Here is a 21,059-nt window from a genome sequence, read left to right on the forward strand (position 1 = left end):
AAGTCTGACGTGCTCATGAGCAGCACACTTATTTCATCCGTGATTCATATCAGCGCGAGCCCTGGGCGCTGGGCACTCGCGCCGGGCCATGCGCCGCCGCGCCCGTGGGCCGAGCGCTGTCCGCCTGAGCGCAGAGCGCGCGGATGGTCTGCTCGGTCAGCTTCGCGAGCGCACCCAGCAGCGCGCCATCCGAGTTCGTGCCGTACCACACGAGCTGGGCCTGCCCCGCGGATAGCCGGGCCTCCACGCGCAGCCGTGAGAGGTTCGCACTCGACGCCTGTCCATTCTCGAAGATGGCCAGAGTGCGCAGCGGCCCGCGGCTCGAAGGCGCGCCTTCATCTTCCAGGTGCAGGGTGAAGTCCGCCACGGGGAGGGCGCAGAGCGCCTCGCTGAGCGCCGGGTCTTCGCCATAGGCCCGCAGGGCGTCATACGCGAGGCCCCCCAGCGGGGCTTGTTGCAGCTCCACCTGGGCGTACCGCGCCAGCTCCTGTGGGGCAGCCTCGTCCTCGAGGGAGAGCACGGCGGGGAAGGCGTAGTCGAGGTTGCCCAGCATGCGCGAGGCATCCACGTGGTAGTGGCCGCTCGCCCGGGCGCTCTGCTCCATGCTGACGCGGACCGTGGAGCGCTGGACCTGGGTGCCGTAGGCATACGCGCAGGCCGTCAGCAGGAGCGCCTCCCGAGAGACGTCGAGCAGGGTCGAGGCTCGCTGGAGCGCGACGGCATCCACGACAGCCAGTGCCCCAGGGGCCGGCGTGGCCGGGGTGTCCGTCTCGGAAGGCCGCTTCGGAGCAGGCAGCTGAGCGCGAGAGAGCCAGTGCGCGCGCGCCTCGGAGGCGATCCGAGGCAGCTGGACCTCGGAGATGAGCTCCAGGACCCAGCGCGCCAGGGAGCCGCTCTGGGGCGACATGCGCACGCGCCCGCGAGTCCGGGTCTGCTCGCACGCCTCCGCGAGATCCGTGGCGAGGATGCGCCACGAGGACTCATCCAGCAGGGCAGGGTGGCTCGTCACCAGGAGCCAGGCCGGGGCTCGGGCCCCGCGATCACAGAAGACGAACGAGACCAGGGCGCTCTGGCACTGGCCAATCTCCGCGCCTAGCTGGCGCGCGGTGCTCTCGACCGTCTGCCAGCACTCTTCGTCCGAGCGCGAGGAGAGATCGAGCCGAGTCAGCGGCACCGGGCTCTTCTCGGGCGTGATGAGCGCGGACCAGGACTCCGAGCCTTCCTGACTCGAGCACGTGAAGCGCAGGCGCAGCGTCTCGTGCGCGGCCCACAAGGCGTGCAGGGCCTCCTCCAGGTGGTGCGCCCGAGCCCCCTCGGGCAGCTCGAAGATGCGGCTGGCGCCCGTGGGGTGCTGGAGCGTCCGGACCGGCGCATGCACCGCGTGCATCGCGGGCGTCAGCGGCACGAGCCCCGTGGGCAGAGGCTCTCGGGGCGGCGCCTCGCGGCGGGGCGCGGCTCCCGTCTGGGCTGGAGCGGAAGCCTCGACCGTCCCCGTCGCCTCGGCGGAGGGCTCGCCGCGGTCCAGCAGCAGGGGCGGGGAGTCGAAAGACGGGTACATTGAGCGCACGGTGTTGCGGGAGGTCCGCCCCACCGAGGATCTCGGCAGGCTGTGCGCGCGCACCAGCACGAACTCGGCCGGCGTCACGCCATGGCGCTGCTTCACGTTCAGGCGGACGGTGCGGGTGAGCTCCCGCAGCAGCGCCTGCTCCTTCGCGGGGGTGGCGGGGGCCCCGGTGGGGAGGAAGGCCTCGACGACGAGGATGAGCTGCTCGTCGCGCCCCTGCTTGTGCACGAAGGCGGCGCAGCTTCCCGGCACCAGCGCCGGGTGGCTCGCCTCCACGTCGAACTCGAGATCGTGCAGCCGCAGCTCCTGGCTCTGCCAGATGATGACGTCCTGGACCCGGCCGGTGACATACAGCTCCCCGCCCGCGATGGCCCCGATGTCTCCGGTGCGCAGGAAGGCCCGCATGCCCGCGGACGAGCCCGCGAGCTTTCCACGGAAGGCCTCGGAGGCGGTGCCCACCCGGCCCCAGTAGCCGTCAGCGACGCTCAGGCCCGTGACCCAGATCTCGCCCAGCTCCTGATCCCCGCGGAGCGCGCGCGTGGCCGGGTTGACGATGATCACCTGCACGCTCGGCGCCGGGCCGCAGCTCACCAGCTTCGTCGCGGCCGCCGGGCGCTCGGTGATGCGGTGCAGGGACAGCGCGTCCACGCTCACTCCGCGCAGGGTGGGCCCATCCTCGGACTTGCCGCAGGAGACCAGGTACGTGCACTCCGTGAGCCCGTAGACCGAGCGGAAGGCCTTGGGGTGGAACCCACACGGCGCGAAGTGCGCTGAGAACCGCTCCATCGTCTCTGCGCGGATCGGCTCGCCGCTCGTGAAGGCGACACGCCAGCGGCTCAGATCGAGCCCGTCCCGCTCGGCCTCGCTGACGGTCCGCACGCACAGCTCGTAGGCGAAGTCCGGAGCCCCGCTGATGGTGGCTCCGTGGGTGGACACGGCCTCCAGCCACCGCAGGGGCCGCTGGAAGAAGACCCGTGGCGGCAGCAGGAGCGCGGGGATGCCCGTGAACAGTGGCTGGAGCACACCCTCGAGCAGCCCCAGGCCCTGGTGCGTGGGCAGCCACAGGAGGATCTTGTCCGTGGGCGAGTGGCCCAGCCCGCGGCGCAGGGCCTCGCAGTTATCCAGCAGGCTGGCGTGGGTCACCCGCACGCCCTTGGGCGTCCCGGTGCTTCCCGCCGTGTACTGGAGCACCGCGATGGCGCGCGGATCCACGAACGGAGGCACCCAATCCGGCGGCGGAGCCAAGGAGGCAGCTCCCTCGGCGGAGATCAGGTCGATGTGCGCGGCCAGCCCTTCAATCGTGAGGCGCTGCCCCTCCGCGGGGCGAGGCCCGCCCACGAGCGCGGCGGCGGCTCCGGAGTCCTGCGCGATGCTGGCCAGCAGGTCCGTGCCGCCGCGAGGCGAGTCGGACAAGGGCACGGGCACCGGGACGGCGATCACCCCCGCGTAGAGGCAGCCAAAGAGGCTGATGACGGAGCCGGGGCCGGGCGGCAGGACGATGAGTACGCGCTGCCCGGACAGCCCGCGCGACTCCAGCTCCCGGGCGATGGCGCGGGCCCGCTGATCCAGCTCCGTGTACGACAGGGTGACGTCCTCGGAGGACTGGGCGCCCAGGAAGGTGAAGGCCGGCGCCTGCCCCAGCTCCGCCGAGCGGCGCCGGAGGATGTCCGCGAACGTCCGCGCATCCTTCGAGACCGGGCGAACCCCGCCGCTACCTGGGGACTGTGAGTGCTCTTTCACGGCGTCCTGTCACCCGCGAGGAAAGGTCCGGTCCCGGGGGTTGGTCCTGGGCGTCCGAGAATCCATCGAAGGGCAGGGAGCTGTCCATCCCTTGGAAAACCAACGGAAAAATCCAATCCCGAGCCCCTCAACGAGGCCTGTGGCCCAGGGGGCAGGCCTCCCAGGCCGAGCCCGGCTGCCTGCCGGGTAGACTCCGGGACGCTCGCGGTGCGCCAGCCTCTGGTGTAGGGATACCGCCGCATGTTTCGCAACCTCCGAGAGCTCTACCAGTACCGCGGCCTGCTGCTGAGCCTGACGCAGCGGGAGCTGAAGGCGCGCTACCGCGGCTCATTGCTCGGGTTCCTGTGGACGTTCCTCAACCCGACGATGCAGATGGCGGTGTACTCGCTGCTGTTCTCGGTGTGGATGCGGCAGAAGATCGAGCACTACACGTACTTCGTCTTCATCGGCCTGCTGCCGTGGATCTGGTTCACCAGCTCCGTGGTGGGCGGGGCCAGCGCGATCAGCGACCGGAGGGATCTGCTCACCAAGGTGCGCTTCCCCGCGCAGGTGCTGCCCACCACGGTGGTGACCACGAACCTGGTCAACTTCCTGCTCGCCATGCCGCTGCTGCTGCTGCTGGGGCTGGTGCTCGGCCATCCGCTGACGTGGCACATCCTCCTGTTCCCGGCGGTGCTGTTCGTGCAGCTCTGGGTGACGATGGCGCTGGTGTACCTGTTCTCGGCCATCAACGTCACGTTCCGGGATCTGCAGCAGATCCTGAGCAACATCCTGACGATGTGGTTCTTCGTCACGCCGATCTTCTACCGGGCGGAGACGCTGCCCGAGAAGTTCCGGGACTTGCTGGTGCTGGCCAACCCCATGGCGGTGATGGCCACCTCGTACCAGGCGCTCTTCTATGACGGGCGGGTGCCGGACCTGGCGCCGCTGGGGATCTGGATGGGCATCGCGGTCGTGCTGCTGTGGATGGCCGCCGGCATCTTCGAGCGCCGCCGCGAGGAGTTCGCGGAGATCGTTTGAGCGAGACACGACTCATGGACGCCATCGTCATTCGCAACCTCGTCAAGCGCTTCCGCAAGAGCACCATCCGGCGCGAGTACACCACGCTCAAGTCGGAGCTGGTGCGCTGGCTGAAGGGTCAGCGCCAGCGCACCCCCGAGGACAAGATCTACATCGAGGCCCTGCGAGGCATCGACCTGACGATCCCCCAGGGCAAGACGGTGGGCATCATCGGGCGCAACGGCTCGGGCAAGAGCACGCTGCTCAAGCTGATGACGGGCATCTACACGCCCACCTCGGGCTCCATCGAGATGCGGGGGCGGATCTCGGCGCTGCTGGATCTGGGCGCGGGCTTCCACCCGGACTTCTCCGGGCGGGAGAACATCCTCATCAACGGCATCATCCTGGGGATGACGCGAGCGGAGATCCGCGCGCGGATGGATCAGATCATCGAGTTCAGCGAGCTGGGAGACTTCGTCGACGAGCCGGTGCGGACCTACTCCAGCGGCATGTACGCGCGGCTGGCGTTCGCCGTGGCCACGCACGTGGATCCGGAGATCCTGATCGTCGACGAGATCCTCGCGGTGGGAGACGAGCACTTCGCCAAGAAGAGCATGGCGAAGATGACGGAGTTCAAGAAGGCGGGGAAGACGATCGTCCTCGTGACGCACGATCTGAGCACCATCGAGCGGTGGTGCGACATGGCGGTGTGGATCGACGCGGGCCGGGTGCGCGGCGTGGGCAACTCCTCGGCGCTGGTGGAGGAGTACAAGCGGGCGGTGGCGCTGGCGGAGGAGCAGTCGATGGCCCTGGGCCCCGCGGCGCTGGCGAAGGATGGCGGGGCGCTGCCGCAGGTGATGGCGGCGCAGGTGAACGAGCCGCTGACGGGCCCCAAGGTCTCGCCGCACCTGCGCTCGGGGAGCTACGAGGTGGAGATCTCCTCGGTGCGCTTCTGCAAGCCCTCGGGGGAGCAGCTCCAGGAGGTGGACACCGAGGAGCCGCTCGACATCTGCCTGGAGTTCATGGCGCGGCGTCCGGTGGAGGACGTGGGGTTCAGCATCGCGTTCTTCCAGAACGGGACGCGGGTCTACGAGACGAGCACTTTCATTGAGGGCGTGGCGCTGCCCGTGCCGCTGCCTCCTTCGGGCGTGCTGCGCATGTCTCTGGGGCGGGTGGGCCTGCTGCCGGGGAGCTACTCCGTCCACGTGCGAGCCCACCCGAAGCACGGGCCGGACTACGACTTGCAGCGGGATCTGCACCCGTTGCAGGTCCGCTCCAGCCTTCAGGACCAGGGGATTACCCGGCCTCCTCACACCTGGTCCGTGGAAGCCGCTCGCGCGGTCGAGACCGAGGCCCCCCGGGCCGCTGAACTCTGATCGCTCCTCTTCGCGGCTCCGCGCTTGGCGGGGCCCTCTCGTGAGCCATGCCCCAAGACCCCCTGACACCTCGCCCCGCGACGGGGGCTGTTCCGCCCGGACGCTCGCGGCCTCTGCCCCTGCCCACCTTGCCGGACAGCGACATGGAGTCCTCGGGCGGGCGCTTCGGAGCAGGGGATCTGGCGGAGATGATCGCGGCCCAGCGGCGGCTCGTGGAGGAGCTGAGGCCGTGCAGCGGCCCGGACTGCGCGCAGCTGACGGCCCACGAGCGCACCCTGCGCTTCCTGGAGGAGGAACTGCGGCGGCGCCTGCCCGAGTCCCAGGCGCGGGCCCACACGCCCGTGCAGGCGGCCCAGCGGGTGGCGGACGTGTTCCAGTTCCAGGTCCCCGCGTCTCACCGAAAGCAGCTGGGGCAGGCCATCACCGCGGCCAAGAGCGCGTTCACGCAAGGGCTGAAGCCCTTCCACGTGGAGATGCTGCGGCCGCAGCACGCCTTCAATCGGGAGCTGCTCGCCGTCCTCGAGCACCTGTTCGGCATGCGCGCCACCAGCACGCAGACGGACCTCTCCGAGTGGGTGCGCAAGCGGCTCACGCCCCTGCTGGAGCCCACGGAGTGGGAGATCCCGAGCCACCGCCGGCAGGGGCTCGGGCGCGCGGTGAGGCTCATGAAGCGCTCGTACTTGACGGCACTCGGGCCGCTGCTGCGGGATCTGCTCGCGGGCCAGCGCCAGTGGAACCAGAAGGCGGTGGACCTGCTCGCGGACGCGGTGAAGCCTCGTCCGCCTTCGCCGGAAGAGGCCGCGGAGCGGGTGGCCGAGCTGTTGAGGCAGGCGGATCCGCTCGGCCGGGCACAGTCGCTCGGAGCGCGGGTGTCCTCGCCGCTGTGGCGCGAGGTGTTCCGGCGGCAGATTGCCTACAACCAGGAGATCACCCTCTGCCTGGCGGACATGCTGGGCACGCGCACCCCGGCGTCACTCCCGAGCGCGGATGACTACACGGCTTGGTATGGCGAGCGTGAGCCCCAGGCCTTCGCGCACGCGGCGGAGGCGGTGAAGGGGCTTGAGCGGCGGCCCCTGGTGAGCCTCGTCTCGGTGGTCTCCGGGACGCCGGAGGCGCTGCTGCGCGCCTGCATCGAGTCGGTCCGAGCCCAGTCCTACGAGCGCTGGGAGCTGTGCGTGGTGGATGAGGGCACGCAGGGCTCCTCGGCCGTGCGGATGCTGGAGAAGTACACCCGCGAGGATCCGCGCATCCGCTTCGTCCGGATGGCGGGCCGAGGGAGCGCCGAGGCCTTCAATGCCGGCCTTACCCTGGCCCAAGGAGAGTTCGTGGGGCTGCTGGGCGCGGGCGATCTGCTGTCGCCCCACGCCCTGGCGGAGGTGGTGCTGCGCCTCGGCCGGGAGCCGGAGACGGACCTGCTGTACTCGGACGAGGACCGCTGCGATGACACGGGCCGCCGCTTCGATCCGTTCTTCAAGCCGGACTGGTCTCCGGATCTGATGCGCTCGGTGAACTACATTCGCCGCTTCGCGGTGGTGCGCCGCGCGCTGCTGGAGACGGTGGGAGGGCTCCGGCCGGAGTTCAAGGGCGCGCAGGAGTACGATCTGCTGCTGCGCCTCTCGGAGCGGGCTCGGCGCATCGCCCACGTGCCCGCGGTGCTCTACCACCAGCGCGGCGCGGACGGTTCGGACGGGCGGGATCGCAAGGCGGCCTCGGAGGCGGGAGTCCGCGCGCTGACCGAGCACCTGAAGCGGCAGGGCGAGGAGGGCGTGGCCGAAGAGGTGAGCCCCGGGCACTACCGGGTGCGCTACCCGGTGAAGGGCCAGCCGCTCGTCTCGATCATCGTTCCCTTCAAGGACAAGCCGGAGCTGCTGCGCACGCTCACGACGAGCCTGCTGGGGAAGACCGCCTATTCGAACTACGAGGTGCTGCTGGTCTCCAACAACAGCACGAAGCCGGAGACGTTCGCGCTGCTGGAGAGCCTCACGGATCCGCGCATCCGCAAGCTGACGTGGGATCACCCGTTCAACTACCCGGCCGTCAACAACTTCGCGGCGCGCGAGGCTCGGGGCGAGCTGCTGCTGTTCCTCAACAACGACATCGAGATCATCCACCCGGACTGGCTGGAGGAGCTGATCAGCCAGGCGCAGCGTCCGGAGGTGGGGCAGGTGGGGGCGAAGCTCCTGTTCCCGGACGGCACGGTGCAGCACGCGGGCGTCATGGTGGGGATGACGGGCTTCGCGGGGCACCCGTTCTGGCGCCTGCCGGACGATGGGAAGTGGACGCCCTTTGGCCTGCCCGACTGGACGCGCGACTTCCTGGCGGTGACGAGCGCCTGCGTGATGTTGCGCCGCGAGTTCTTCGAGGAGCTGCGCGGGTTCGACGAGCGCTTCATCGTCTGTGGCAGCGACGTGGATCTGGGGCTGCGGACCGTGGCCCGGGGGCTGCGCGTCGTCTACACCCCGCACGCGAAGCTGTACCACCACGAGTCCGCGAGCCGCCGGCTGGACAGCCTCCCCGAGGGTGACTTCTGGGAGTCCTTCGTCTCCTATCGTCCGTATCTGCGGAGCGGCGATCCCTTCTACAACCCGAACCTCACGCTGCTCGGGCCGGACTGCTCGCTGCGGCGCCACACGGAGGACGGCGAGGAGCTGGCCCTGCGGACGCTGGCACGGGATCTCCCCAGCGGGCAGGATCCCGCCGCCGTCGAGCGGGCGCGCAGACAGCGGCACGTGGCCGATCACCTCCCGGCGCTGGATCACACCTCCGCGCAGGTGCGAGAGGCTCGGGCCCAGGCTCCGGTGAGGCTCGCGGCGCTGCGCAAGAAGCGGAAGCTGGAGCGCATCACGTGGTTCGTGCCTTCATTCCACCACCCATACGCGGGCATCCACACCATCCTCCGCTTCGCGCAGTTGCTGCGCGAGCGCCACGGTGCCCAGAGCGAGCTGGTCATCTACGACAACCCGGGGGTGACGGCGGCGGAGATGACGGCGCGGGTCTCGGTGCTCTTCCCGAAGCCTCCGGGGACGTTCCGCGTGCTCCAGGGGCTGGAGGAGGTCGCCGGCCTGCCCGAGTGCGATCTCGCCGTGGCGACGCTCTGGAAGTCCGCCTACGCCGTCCTGTCGCACCCTCGAGCGACGGCGAAGGCGTACTTCGTCCAGGACTTCGAGCCGGCGTTCCTGCCCGCGGGGACCCAGTCCGCGCTGGCCGAGCAGACGTACCGGCTGGGGATGTACGGCATCTTCAACACGCAGGGCCTGCACGACTACGTCACGTCGCACTACCCGATGGAGGGCTGCTGGTTCGAGCCGGCGGTGGAGCGCGACATCTTCCACGCTCGGCGGCCGCGGCGGCAGGGCCCCACCCGGATCTTCTTCTACGGGCGCCCTGGCAGTGAGCGGAACGCCTTCGAGCTGGGGCTTGCCACACTGCGTCAGCTCAAGTCCGAGCTGGGCGCGGCCGTGGAGATCGTCTCGGCGGGCGAGCGGTGGAACCCGGAGCACTATGGGCTCCAGGGCGTCATCACCAACCTGGGAGTGCTGCCCTACGAGAAGACGGCGGACCTGTACCGCGAGTGCGATGTGGGGCTGTGCTTCATGTTCACCAAGCACCCCTCGTACTTGCCCTTCGAGCTGATGGCCTGCGGGGTGACCGTAGTCACCAACGACAACCCGGCCAACCGCTGGCTGCTCGAGCACGAGCGCAACTGCCTGCTTGCCGAGCCCACCGTCTCCTGCATCCTGGAGCAGCTGCGACGGGCCGTGAAGGAGACGGCGCTCCGCGAGCGCCTCTCCGCGGCGGCGATCGAGCGGGTGGGGCGCACCACCTGGGAGGCGCAGGTGGATCAGGTGCTTCACCGGCTTCTGGGGTTCGAATAAAAATCCGCTAGGCTCGTCCATGGCCACCGTGGATGGGAGCACAGCAGACTCCCCCGAACGCCTAGGACGCACGCCATGAACAAGATCTCCTCCGCCCTCTTTGCCTCACTCTTCATTGCCGGCGCCGCGCACGCCCAGGACTGGCGCAACCGCCAGGAACGCGCTCAGGACCACAAGGAGCTGCGCCAGGACAAGCGCGCGATCCGGGACGATCGCCAGGATCTGGCCGACCTGCAGGCCGTGCTGACCCGCTTCGACAACGCTTGGGCCCAGCGCAACGAGCAAGAGATGTTCGCGGTGGAAGCGCGGCTGCGCGAGCTGCTGCGTGAGGAGCTGGCTGAGGGCCGTGCCGAGATGTCGCGCGACCGGGCCGAGGTCCGGAGGGACAACCGGGAGGTGCGCGGGGACCGGCGCGAGGTCCGGCGCGACGAGATGTGGGGCCGGCCTGTGGTGACCGCGGATGATCGCCACGACTTGAGGGATGACCGCCGCGATCGGCGCGATGACGTCCGGGACGTGCGCGCGGAGGCCGCCTCTCAGCGCACGCGCTCGGCCATCGCCTGGGAGCTGTCTCCCCTGATGGGCAGCCGGCGGCCCGCGGACCTGCAGCGGATGCGCTCGCTCATCGTGGAGCTGATCGGGCTCGCCCAGCAGGAGCTGCGGCAGGACCACCAGGAGATTCGCGAGGATCGGCACGAGCTGCGCGAGGATCGCCACGAGACTCACGAGGACCGGCGCCGGCGCTTCTAATCCGCGCTGACGCACCGCGGGTCTCGAGATCGAGGCCCGCTACCCGCGGCGCTGGAGCAGCGACGTGGTGGAGCGGTTCGGCAGCAGGGAGATGACGGCCACCTCGCCGCCCCAGCCCTGAACCTCCTTCGCGCCGACGATGGTGGCGACCTCGTAGTCACCACCCTTCACCAGCACGTCGGGCCTCAGCGCGAGCACCAGGTTGAGCGGCGTGTCCTCGGAGAAGGGCACCACCGCGTCCACCGCATGGAGCGCGGCCAGCACGCGCGCTCGGTCCTGCAGCGGCTGCACGGGGCGTGTGGGCCCCTTCAGCCGCCGGATGGACTCGTCGGTGTTGAGCCCCACCACCAGCACGTCTCCCCGCGAGCGCGCCTCCTCCAGCAACACGACGTGGCCCGCGTGCAGGATGTCGAAGCAGCCGTTGGTGAAGACGACGCGCTTGCCCTCGGCCCGCCACCGCTCCGTCGCGGCCGCCCCCTCGGTCACCGACATGACTCGCGGCGAGCGCAGCCGGAGCTCCTCGTTGGACGGGCCACTGGCGGGGTACTCGATCCCCGCCTCGCGGGCGATCTCCTCCCGCGTGCAGCTCGCCGCGCCCACCCGCTGCACCACCACGCCCGCCGCGAAGTTGGACAGGGCCATGGCCTCCACCGGCTCGGCGCCCGCCGCCAGGGCGAGGCCAAACGTGGCGATGACCGTGTCTCCCGCGCCCGTGACGTCGTACACCGTGCGCGCCCGCGCCGACACGAAGTGGGCCTCTCGCGAGTCGATGAGCCCCATGCCCCGCTCGCTGCGGGTGAGCAGGATGCCCTTGCCGCCCGTCTGCTCCAGCAGCGTGCGCCCGCACGTGACGCACTCCTCCTGGGTCCCGGCGGGCTGCTTGGCCGCGAGCGAGGCTTCGCGCGCGTTCGGCGTTACGTAGTCGGCGCCCGCGTACAGGGTGAAGTCCGTGCTCTTCGGATCCACCAGGATGAGGATGCCCTGGCCGCGCGCCCACGCCACCACCTCGCGCACGAGCGGACGGGAGACGACGCCCTTGCCGTAGTCCGAGATGATCAGGAGCTGGGGTTGGGTGGACTTCAGCGCGTCGAGCAGGCTCGCGCGGGCCGTGTCATCCAGCGGCGCGCTGGACTCCTGATCCAGCCGGACCACGTGCTGGTTGCGAGCCAGCACGCGCGTCTTGCGCGTGGTGGGGCGGCCCTGCAGCCGCACCAGCCGGTGCTCCACCTTGCGCTCGGCGAGGATGGCCTCCAGCCGCTGCCCATCCGCGTCCGCGCCCACGGCGCCCGCGAGGATGGGACGGGCCCCCAGCGCCGCCAGGTTGCTGGCCACGTTGCCGGCGCCGCCCAGGTGGAACTGCTGACGCCCGAGCGTCACCACCGGCACGGGGGCCTCGGGGGAGACGCGCTGGATGTCTCCGAAGAGGTACTCGTCCAGCATCACGTCGCCCAGAACGAGGACGCTCAGGCCCTCCATCCGCTCCAGGATTTCACGTCGTGAGAGGTTCATCGGTCAGCTCCGCATGAGGCGCTTCAGCCCCGCCCCGACCCGGCTCGCCGCATGCTTGGCGTTGGTGTGGAGCATGGGCAGCTGGCGCTTGACCTGCGCGTTGAGGAAGTCGGCGGCCTTGTAGCGCAGGGGCAGGGGGTTGCCCGGCGAGCCCGGCGGCGGCGGCGCGCTCGACAGCTCCTGCATGCGCTCCAGCATGGCGCGCTCGGCGAACGGGTTGGCCACCAGCGAGCGCTCCGGACCGCTCATCTCCCGGAAGCGGCGGCGCAGCGGCAGGGGGATGGGGGTGCCGTCGGTGAAGCGCGAGAAGGAGTACTCGAAGCTCTCGAGCGGCGCGTAGGGGCTGCGCTGGAGCTGCTGCGCGTACTCGCTGAGGATCTGGTGCACCGGGGTGCCCTCGGGTGCGCGCACCCGGGTCTGGTGCTTGGAGACGAGCGACACCTGGCCCAGCGGGAGCCCGGAGAAGTGGAAGAAGACGAGCGGGCCGTCACCCGTCATCCACCGGCCGTCCGCGCCGCGCGTCAGCGTGCGCTGGGAGAGGTTCCAGTAGGCCATGTTGTAGGCCTGCGAGCGCAGCACCTTCACGTCCAGGAACGAGGCGAGCATGTTCGCCCACGCCTGATCGGTGAAGAGGCCCTGGCTCAAGTCCGAGATGCAGTCGCGCTCGCACCGGTTGGCCCACCAGCGCAGCGAGCGCTCCGTGCGCTCGTTGCGAGCAAAGCCACAGAAGCCCAGGTTGAACTGGCCCACCCGGTTGAAGTCGATCAGCGCCGGGGTGTGGCCGTCGTCCTCCATGGGCTCGCACAGGTGCGGGGTGAGGATCGCGTCATGCGTCTCCAGCGAGGCCTCGAGCTCCTCCAGCCCTCCGAAGACGATGATGTCCGGATCGAAGTAGATGACGGAGTCCGCGCCCTCGGCCAGCAGCGTCCGCAGGAAGTACGGCTTCACCGCCGTGTTGAACTCCATGCAGTCGTAATAGAAGCCCATCTGCCGCCACTGCGGGCAGCCGATCTCGTCCGGCCCGTAGAACTCCAGCTTCAGCTCTTCCTCCAGCTCGCGGACGACCCGAGGGTGCTCGCACAGGAGGATCCGGACGTCGGCGCCCCGGCGCTGCCGCTCGATGCTCTCTTTGAGCGCGAGCGTGCGCGACAGGTAGTTGGCGCTGGAGATGGTGCAGTAAGTGACCCGTTTCACTTCGTGGACTCCTCGTTAGGATTTTCTTGCCACCAGGCGGAACCGGGCTCGGCTCTCGCCCTCGGGGTAATGGACCGTCTCGACGCGGAGCCCGGCGGCCTCGATCAGCTGGCGGACGTGGGCCTCGCGGAACATGTGCAGGTGCTCCATCGGCTTGATGTCCTCGTGCTCCAGCCGCTGCGCCTGCACGTCCGCACAGTCCGTGCGGAACGTCTCCAGGATGAGGGCCCCGCCCGGTGCCAGCGCCGCCACCAGCGGCTGGAGCTGCTCGCGCGGGTGGTAGAAGTGCTCGATCACGTCGAAGCCGGTGATGAGCTGGAACTGGCTCCCCGCGGGCAGCGAGGTGAGGACACGGATGCCGGAGCTGCGCCGGGCCATGCGGGCCGTGTCCGGCATGTCCAGGCCCATGGCGTCATACCCGTACTCGGCCAGCCGGCGCACGAACGCGCCGTAGCCGCAGCCCACATCCAGGGCCCTGCCGCTCGGCACATAGCTCCGGCAGAACGCCACCCGCTCCAGCGCGTGCGCGTAGTCAAAGGCGTAGCGCTCCGGCGCCGTGGGGTAGCCGTGCGCGTCCATCATCTGCGTCCAGTAGGAGCTGTCGTAGAGCTTCGGCACGTCCGCTTCGTGGATGCGCTCCGAGGCGTACCAGAGGCCGCACTGGGTACACTCGGCGATGGGCAGCTCGTGCTTGGAGCCCAGCGCGGTGCGCTCGCGGTTGGCACAGAGCGGGCAGCGATCGATGGGCTCGGTGTGCAGCCGCTCGCGCAGGGCGCGCACCAGCGAGGCCCGCGTCTCGGGGGGCAGCAGGCGGGGCGGCGGTGGGAAGTGCACGTGCGCCTGAGCATGGGCCACCGCCGCGGACAGCTCCTCCTCGGGAGCGCTCACCAGTGGCGCCGTCACCTGAGAGGGGGGCGGGCAGATCCGCAGCAGCGTGGCGACGATGTCATGCGGCGAGCTGAACGCGCGGCACGTGTCACTCTGATCGAGCTTGCACGTCGTCGGGTGGCCGCACGGCACGCAGGGTTGAATGTGGTGGAGCGTCGCGGTGAGGGACGAGGCGGGATACTCGGAGTTGCGCGGGTGCGTGCTGCCGAACAGGTGCAGCGTGGGCACTCCCTGGTGGACGGCATAGTGCGCCGGGAAGGAGTCCACGCCGACGACGGCGGCCGAGTCCATCAGCAGCTTGCGGAACTTCCCCACGTTGCTGAAGGGCTCGAAGTCGCAGCCCACCAGGCGGGGATCCGGCTTGCCCAGCACCGTCACGCGGAAGCCGGCGTCCCGGAGCAGCGATACCAGCGGCTGCCGGTGGGCGTAGGGGAAGGACTTGAGCGACCAGCCCCCGTCGAAGTGGACCACGACACGCTCGCGGCGCCCCGGCGTGCTGCGAAGCTGCCGAGGCTGGGCGCGCCACTGCGGCCAGATGTCGGCCTCCTGCTCGGCGTCGCCCCCGAGCGCGAACCATGCCGCCTGCCGCAGGTGGAAGCTGGTGCGCGCGTAGTCCCGCAGCGGCCGCATCAGGTGGAAGACGCCCTCCAGGCGCAGGCCCTTGCGAGCCGCCTGGGCGCGCGCCTTCTGGACCATGTCCATCAGCAGCACCTGCTCGTTGGAGGGCTGGTAGCCATCCCGGCCCGGGGCCGGCGCGTCCACCTCGAACACCTCGAGCCAGGGAGCCACCTCCCGGACAATGTCCGCGTAATCGCGCAGCACCACGATGGCGCTGGCCAGGGGATCGGCCTGGAGCGCCTGGCAGAGGAAGAGGATGTCCCCGGCGTGGAAGGGCAGGACGGCGACCTGCCGGATCCGGCGGCGCGCCTCGGTGTGGCCATGCGCCCGGACCAGCTCTCCCAGCGCCTCCACGGCCATCACGGCGGGGAACGCCGAGGCCACCGGATCGAAGCTGCCGAGCAGGAACCCGTTGGCGTCCACCCCACCAAAGTCCGCGTCACAGCCGACGACGGCGCTCTTCCAGCCGAAGGCCGCCTCGAGCAGGGCGCGGTCCGCGGACGGATCCAGCGCGCTGAGCGCCGAGAGCGTGGGCACGTCCGCGTCCTCGATGCCGTGGCGGAACCAGGTCGCGGCGACCCGGCCGTGGCGATCATGGACCAGGACGGCGTCGTGGCCCGCCCGGTGGGCGTGCGCGGCCTGCACCGCGGCGGTCACCGCCTGCAGCGAGGGGGCGAAGCGCGGATTGACGACGATGTAGCCCTCGATCGAGCGCTCATGCCGTACCAGCCGGCGCAGCATCTCGGCGGTGTAGCGCCCGGGGGAGGCGAAGACGGAGTCCAGCATGTCCACCGCGGACAGGCGGTGCGGGGCGATGCGGAAGTTGACGCAGCGCGCGTCGCGCAGCGCCGGGCCTGCGACCGCGGTGAAGCCGGGCGCGGCGATTCCAATGGCGATCTGCTTCATGGCTGGGCCTTCACGGACGGTGGGTGGCGATGATCCGCAGCTCGGACAGCGCGGAGGAGGGCGTCACGCGCGACCAGGCCTCGGCCAGCATCAACGTCCCGAAGCGCAGCAACGAGTTGCGCGTGGCCACCAGGCGCTTGGTGCGCGTGGAGCCCCAGGCGCTGTCGAGCTTGGCGAACATCTTCGCCATCGCCACGTCGCTGACGCGGTTGGCGTCCCATCGCTCGTGGAAGGAGACCTGCGACAGCTCGAAGCCGGTGCGGCGCAGCAGCACCGCCAGGCCTTGCTCGGTGAAGTGGTGCAGGTGGATGAGCGGAGGCTGGGCCCACGTCCACGCGCTGCCGAGCTTCTCGTAGCCCTGGCTGAGCCCGTTGGGGACCACCAGGCAGAGGGTGCCGCCCGGCTTGAGGAAGCGGTGCATCTGCTCCAGGGTGCTCGCCGGATCCGGCGAGTGCTCCAGCACGTGCAGCGACACCACCGTGTCGTACGAGCCGGGCGCCGGCGGACGGCCCGAGCCGAGCACCGGATCAAACGTCTCCGACTGGTAGCCCAGCATCCGGGCCGCCGCGGAGAAGTAGCCCTGCCCGCCGCCGAAATCGAGGATGCGCTTGCCCAGCGGGGTGCGCTCGCGGCGCAGCTCGAACAGGCGCTGCAAGCTGTCGAGGAACTTCGCCGGGTAGTGATCGCGGTACCACTGATAGGCGAACGTGCCCGAGGAGTAGACCTCGTTGAGCACCTGGGGGCTCGGCAGCGGGAACGTGGACACCGTCTGGCAGTCGGCGCAGCGCACCAGGGTGTACTGTTCGCCGAACAGCTTCCACTGCTCCGAGAAGTTGACGTTGGTGCACGAGCCGCCGCAGGCCGGGCACCGCACGGGAGACTCGTGGACGCCCTCCAGGCCCCGGGCGCTCAGCTCCCGGATGCGCTCGGCGTTGACGCGCGGAAGCCGCACCACGGGGGGCGGCTCGGTGCCCTCCGGCTCGGGAAAGAGCTTGGCTGGACTCTGTGAATTCATGTGGTCACTCCCCAATGTCGCCCGGCCCATGAACGGAGGACGTCTGGCACGTCCGCGATGGAATCGCAAATGCCGATGATGCCGCTTCCCTCGGCCACCGTCCGAGCGGTGCTCTCACCCTTACCGGTTCGCACCAGAAGCGCGCTGATGCCAGCCCGGCGAGCACACTCCAAGTCCGTTTGTTGATCACCCACCAACACGGATCGCGCGTCCAGCGCGAGCCCCAGCTCCCGCGCCGCTCGCACGAGCATGCCGGGCCGAGGCTTACGGCAGTCGCAGTCCTGCCGCCACTCCGGCAGGGGCGCTTCCGGGTGGTGCGGGCACAGGTACAGCCCGTCGAGCCGGGCGTCGTCCTGTCCCAATTGCGCGCGCAGCGCCGAGTGGATCTCCTCGAGCCCCGCCATGCTCACCATTCCGCGGGCCACGGCGGACTGGTTGGTGACGACCACCACCGGATAGCCCAGCGCGTGGAGCCGCCGCACCGCGGAGCCCGCGCCCGGGAAGAGGCGCAGATCTTCTACACGAGTCAGATAGCCGGTCTCATCGACGAGGACGCCGTCCCGGTCGAGGAAGACGGCGGGAGCGCCGCCACTCACGCCTGATCGACCAGCTCCGCCAGCGTATGGAGGATCAGGATGTGACCCTCCTGGATGCGCGGCGTATCCCGGGAGGGGACGACGAGGGCCACGTCACACAGGGCCACGAGCTTGCCGCCCTGGCCACCGGTCAGCCCGATGACACGCGCGTCCCGGCTGCGAGCCGCCTCGAGGCCCCGCAGCACGTTGGGCGAGTTGCCGCTGGTGCTGATGCCGATGACCACATCGCCGGGCTGCACCCACGCCTCGACCTGGCGCTCGAAGACGCGGTCATACCCGTAATCATTGCCAATGGCCGTCACGGTGGAGCTGTTGACGGTGAACGCCTGGCCCGGAAGGCCCGGACGCTCCTTGAGGTAGCGGCCCACGAGCTCGGCCACGAAGTGCTCGGCGTCGGAGGCGGAGCCGCCGTTGCCAAAGGCGTACACGCGCCGGCCCGAGGCCAGCGCGCTGCGCAGGAGCGTTCCCGCCTGAGCGATCCGCTCATCGAGCTCCGGAGTAAAATTCGAGAGCGCCTCGATGCACTCACGGCGGCGGCGGCGGACGAGCGCGAGCGCCTCTTCATTGGAAGGCGAAGCCACGGAAAACCCCCTAAAACGGCGCGCAACCTAGCCCAGGCGCCTCTTGGATGTCCAGCCACGGGCCTGTACAGGAACTGGCCGATCATCTCTAGCGGCGAGGGCGTTCGTGCGCTCGGCCGGCCGCTCGATGACAGCAGGCATAACCGCACACATAAGGCGCGTGAAGCAGGTCACCGGCTCAGCGGCGCTGGGGCTTGCGGGCCTGGGTCTGGGTCCGGGCTTGCTCGAGCCGCGCGAGCCGCTCGGTCATCTCCTGGCGCCAGGCGGCCTGGGTGCGCGTGTGCTCGCGCTGCTGCTCGTAGATGAGCGCGAGCGAGTCGAGGATGGCCTCGTTGAACTCCACCTGCTTGCGCATCACCTCGTTGATGAACGGCTGGAAGGCTCGGCGGAAGGCGCGCTTGGCCAGCACCAGCGCGGGGCCCACCACCGGGCGATGGGACGTGGCCGGCTCCACATAGCGCGTGTCCTTCTTCTGGCGGGGCGTCTCCAGGATCGGTGGCCACTGCGCCTCCGTGGGGGCGCGCTCGGTCCGCTCCAGCGTGGTGCGCAGTGCCTCGCGAGTCTCGGGCGTGGGGGAGGGGAGCCGCTCCGTCGCAGCCGCCACCGTGTTCGCGAGGGCGGGATCCGAGATGAGTTCTTCAGCGCGCATGGGTGACTCCTGGATGGCGCAGGGACTCCACCAGGCGGTGGAGGGCTGCCTCCGTGTTGCTGACATCGTAAGGGATGAGCCGTGCTCCGAGCGCTTGGGCCTCGGTGGGTACGGGCGTCGTGGCCTCGTGCACGGCCCACGCTCGGACGTGCACATGAGGCAGCGTGCTGCGAGCCACCACTGTCCCCGCATCGAGGAACACCGTGCGCGCGGTGGAGGTCCGCACGGCCAGCTCCAGGGACGAAGAGCCGGGCAGGCGAGTGTCCTCGCTCGCGGTGCCAGGCAGCGGCTGATCGGGGCTGAAGTGCCAGACGGAGACGCCCTCTGTCTGCTCCACCCGAGGGCTCACGGAGCGCAGGGGCGTGGACGGGCTCAGGGCCAACACGCGAGCCCCGGGGAGCTGCTTCGCCAGGCTTCGAGCGAGCAGGGAGGTGGGAGCGCGCGGCTGGCTCACGTAGGCCGGGCACACGAGGTCCACTTCGGCAGAGGCAGGGGACTCTGGCGGCGGAGCGAGGGCCCCTTCCAGCAAGGGGCGCAATCCCTCCCGGATCTGCCCGGCCACCGCTTCCTGTCCGAGCGAAGCGAGCCGGGCCCGCTGTCCGGCGATGACCTGCTGCCGCAGTTGGGGCTCTCGCTCCAGCACGGCCAGGAGCTGTGCCACCTCCATCGGATCTCGCGTTCTCGTGGCCAGCCCTGCTCCGCTCATCGTCTCGGGCACCGCCGCCGCGCCATACGCCACCACCGGCACTCCGCGCTCCATGGCCTCCAGCAGCGGCACGCCGAATCCTTCGTGCCGGCTCATCGAAAGGTACGCCGTGGCCACCGCGTAACAGGCCGAGAGCTGTGAGGCGCTGACTCGCCCCAGCAGATGGACGCGCTCCGCTCCCAGCAGATCCTTCACTCCGTGCAGGTAGGCCCCGTAAGGCGTCTCCCGATTGAGGTATCCCGCGATGAGCAGCCGGCTGCGCGGCTGGTAGAGCCGCTGGTACGCCGCGAAGACGCGCATCACATCGTCGATGCGCTTGCTCGGCACCGCCCGCCCCACGAAGAGGATGTTGGTGCAGCCGTCGTCGAACTCCGCCTGGAACGTCGGATCCGGCGGCGCGTGGAACGCGTTCCAGTCCAGCGCGAAGGGCAACACCGACACGTGTGGGAAGCCCGCCGCCGTCAGCTCCTCGGCGCTGAAGTGCGAATAGGCATACGCCGCCTCCACCAGCGGCCGTAGCGCCAGCAGCTCCTCGCGGGCCGCGTCACACGCCGCCGCCACCTTCCGATCGAAGCCCTCGAAGAGCGAGGCGGGCGTCACGTTGTGGTACACGAGCGCCTTGCGCCCCGGGCCTCTCGCGATCAGCGGCACCAGCCGGGACTCGAAGCTGTGGTGGATCAGGAGCACCGAGTCCTCGTCCGCCTGCTTCGGCCAGTCCGACGCGGGGCGCACCTGCTCGCGGCACTGCTCGTCCCACTGATCCGCGTAGATCTCCGACGTGTAGCCCCAACCCCTCAAGAGCGCCTGGAGGTAGCGCACCTGATTGCCCACCGCGTCACCCCAGGCCAGCCGCGGCACCATCTGGTGAACGGCCCGGACGGGCGATGGTCCGCTGGGACGCCTGCTTTTCCGACGCATCACGATGGGTGCCGCCTCTATCCTCGGAGCGGGGCGCGCACAAGGTTACCTTGACGTGACGGAGCCGATCCGATACCCACACCTCATCCCTTGATTCTCCGAGCAAGTCGAAAATGAACGTCCTGGTTACAGGGGGTTGCGGGTTCATTGGCTCCAACCTCGTGAAGTACATCCGCAAGAACCGCCCTGAGTGGAAGGTCGTCAACCTCGACAAGCTCACGTACGCGGGCAACCTCGAGAACCTCTCGGAGATGGAGGGCGATCCGAAGCACGTCTTCGTTCGCGGCGACATCGGCAACCCGGAGCTCGTCGAGCACCTGATGGCGCAGCACTCCATCGACGCCGTCATGCACCTGGCCGCCGAGAGCCACGTGGATCGCTCCATCCTCGGCCCCGAGGTCTTCGTCGCCACCAACGTGCTCGGCACCCAGCGGCTGCTGGAGGCGTCCCGCTCGCGCGGCATCAAGCGCTTCCTCATGGTGTCCACCGACGAGGTGTATGGCTCGCTCGGCCCCACGGGCCTGTTCACCGAGAAGTCTCCGCTCCAGCCCTCCAGCCCGTACTCGGCGTCGAAGACGAGCGCGGACCTCGTGTCCCTGGCCTACCACCACACCTTCGGGATGGACGTGGTCGTCACGCGGTGCTCGAACAACTACGGGCGCTACCAGTTCCCCGAGAAGCTCATCCCCCTCATGGTCGTCAACGCGCTGCACGACAAGCCGCTGCCCGTGTACGGCGACGGCGGCAACATCCGCGACTGGCTCCATGTGGATGATCACTGCTCCGCGCTCGTCACCGCGCTGGAGAAGGGTAAGGCCGGCGAGGTCTACAACATTGGCGGCAACTCCGAGCGCAAGAACATCGACATCGTCAAGGCGATCCTCGGCCTGGTCGGCAAGCCCGAGTCCCTCATCAAGTACGTGAAGGACCGGCCGGGGCACGATCGGCGCTACGCCATCGATCCGTCGAAGATCAAGGCGGAGCTGGGCTGGACGCCCGCGCACACCTTCGAGCAGGGGTTGGCGGAGACGGTGAAGTGGTACGTGGACAACTCCGCCTGGTCGGAGCGCGTGATGAGCGGCACCTATCGCCAGTACTTCGAGACCCAGTACCGCGCCCGCCTCAAGGGCTAGCGTCGGCCGGAGCACGCACATGCGCTTCCTCGTCACGGGTTC

General features: G+C 69.8%; 14 protein-coding genes. 5 read left to right on the forward strand and 9 right to left on the reverse strand.

What is annotated here, in order from left to right; translation table 11 throughout:
- Positions 1 to 49: 49 nt before the first annotated feature.
- Positions 50 to 3,304, reverse strand: coding sequence for an AMP-binding protein (locus tag ACJ8AT_RS37610; protein ID WP_407742803.1), 3,255 nt, complete (start codon positions 3,302 to 3,304; stop codon positions 50 to 52).
- A 240-nt stretch (positions 3,305 to 3,544) separates the two neighbouring features.
- Here ACJ8AT_RS37610 and ACJ8AT_RS37615 point away from each other — a divergent pair, with 240 nt between their 5' ends.
- The 4 genes from ACJ8AT_RS37615 to ACJ8AT_RS37630 all read left to right on the forward strand — a co-directional run bounded on the left by ACJ8AT_RS37615 (position 3,545) and on the right by ACJ8AT_RS37630 (position 10,304).
- Entirely contained in the window at positions 3,545 to 4,324 is a 780-nt protein-coding gene (locus ACJ8AT_RS37615) for an ABC transporter permease (protein WP_407742804.1), read from the forward strand.
- Between the two features lie 14 nt (positions 4,325 to 4,338).
- Complete coding sequence (locus ACJ8AT_RS37620; RefSeq protein ID WP_407742819.1) at positions 4,339 to 5,679, forward strand: ABC transporter ATP-binding protein; 1,341 nt, start codon at positions 4,339 to 4,341, stop codon at positions 5,677 to 5,679.
- A gap of 128 nt (positions 5,680 to 5,807) precedes the next feature.
- Positions 5,808 to 9,554 (forward strand): glycosyltransferase, encoded by a 3,747-nt coding sequence (locus tag ACJ8AT_RS37625; protein ID WP_407742805.1) that lies wholly within the window; start codon positions 5,808 to 5,810, stop codon positions 9,552 to 9,554.
- 75 nt (positions 9,555 to 9,629) lie between these two features.
- Positions 9,630 to 10,304 (forward strand): hypothetical protein, encoded by a 675-nt coding sequence (locus ACJ8AT_RS37630; RefSeq protein WP_407742806.1) that lies wholly within the window; start codon positions 9,630 to 9,632, stop codon positions 10,302 to 10,304.
- Between the two features lie 39 nt (positions 10,305 to 10,343).
- Here ACJ8AT_RS37630 and rfaE1 read toward each other — a convergent pair whose 3' ends face one another.
- From rfaE1 to ACJ8AT_RS37670, 8 genes are all read right to left on the reverse strand, one after another.
- Positions 10,344 to 11,813, reverse strand: a complete 1,470-nt coding sequence (rfaE1, locus tag ACJ8AT_RS37635) for a D-glycero-beta-D-manno-heptose-7-phosphate kinase (RefSeq protein ID WP_407742807.1) — start codon at positions 11,811 to 11,813, stop codon at positions 10,344 to 10,346.
- Between the two features lie 3 nt (positions 11,814 to 11,816).
- On the reverse strand, positions 11,817 to 13,007 hold the full coding sequence (locus ACJ8AT_RS37640; RefSeq protein WP_407742808.1) for a hypothetical protein: 1,191 nt from the start codon (positions 13,005 to 13,007) through the stop codon (positions 11,817 to 11,819).
- Positions 13,008 to 13,022: 15 nt separating this feature from the next.
- Positions 13,023 to 15,419: a methyltransferase domain-containing protein gene (locus tag ACJ8AT_RS37645; RefSeq protein WP_407742809.1), complete on the reverse strand. Its 2,397-nt coding sequence runs from the start codon at positions 15,417 to 15,419 to the stop codon at positions 13,023 to 13,025.
- Between the two features lie 10 nt (positions 15,420 to 15,429).
- Entirely contained in the window at positions 15,430 to 16,434 is a 1,005-nt protein-coding gene (locus ACJ8AT_RS37650) for a class I SAM-dependent methyltransferase (protein WP_407742810.1), read from the reverse strand.
- On the reverse strand, positions 16,431 to 17,030 hold the full coding sequence (locus tag ACJ8AT_RS37655) for a D-glycero-alpha-D-manno-heptose-1,7-bisphosphate 7-phosphatase (protein ID WP_407742811.1): 600 nt from the start codon (positions 17,028 to 17,030) through the stop codon (positions 16,431 to 16,433). Before ACJ8AT_RS37655 ends, ACJ8AT_RS37650 begins: the two co-directional genes overlap by 4 nt.
- Positions 17,027 to 17,611 (reverse strand): SIS domain-containing protein, encoded by a 585-nt coding sequence (locus ACJ8AT_RS37660; RefSeq protein WP_407742812.1) that lies wholly within the window; start codon positions 17,609 to 17,611, stop codon positions 17,027 to 17,029. Before ACJ8AT_RS37660 ends, ACJ8AT_RS37655 begins: the two co-directional genes overlap by 4 nt.
- A 178-nt stretch (positions 17,612 to 17,789) precedes the next feature.
- Positions 17,790 to 18,260, reverse strand: coding sequence for a hypothetical protein (locus tag ACJ8AT_RS37665; RefSeq protein WP_407742813.1), 471 nt, complete (start codon positions 18,258 to 18,260; stop codon positions 17,790 to 17,792).
- Positions 18,250 to 19,827 carry a glycosyltransferase gene (locus ACJ8AT_RS37670; RefSeq protein ID WP_407742814.1) on the reverse strand — a complete coding sequence of 526 codons (1,578 nt, stop codon included), beginning with the start codon at positions 19,825 to 19,827 and terminating at the stop codon, positions 18,250 to 18,252. The genes ACJ8AT_RS37665 and ACJ8AT_RS37670 overlap by 11 nt, the downstream gene beginning before the upstream one ends.
- A 170-nt stretch (positions 19,828 to 19,997) precedes the next feature.
- On the opposite strand from ACJ8AT_RS37670, the gene rfbB reads away from it, so the two are divergent.
- On the forward strand, positions 19,998 to 21,017 hold the full coding sequence (gene rfbB / locus ACJ8AT_RS37675; protein ID WP_407742815.1) for a dTDP-glucose 4,6-dehydratase: 1,020 nt from the start codon (positions 19,998 to 20,000) through the stop codon (positions 21,015 to 21,017).
- Positions 21,018 to 21,059: the final 42 nt, after the last annotated feature.

Source organism: Hyalangium sp. (genome assembly GCF_045802625.1).
GTDB lineage: Bacteria > Myxococcota > Myxococcia > Myxococcales > Myxococcaceae > Hyalangium.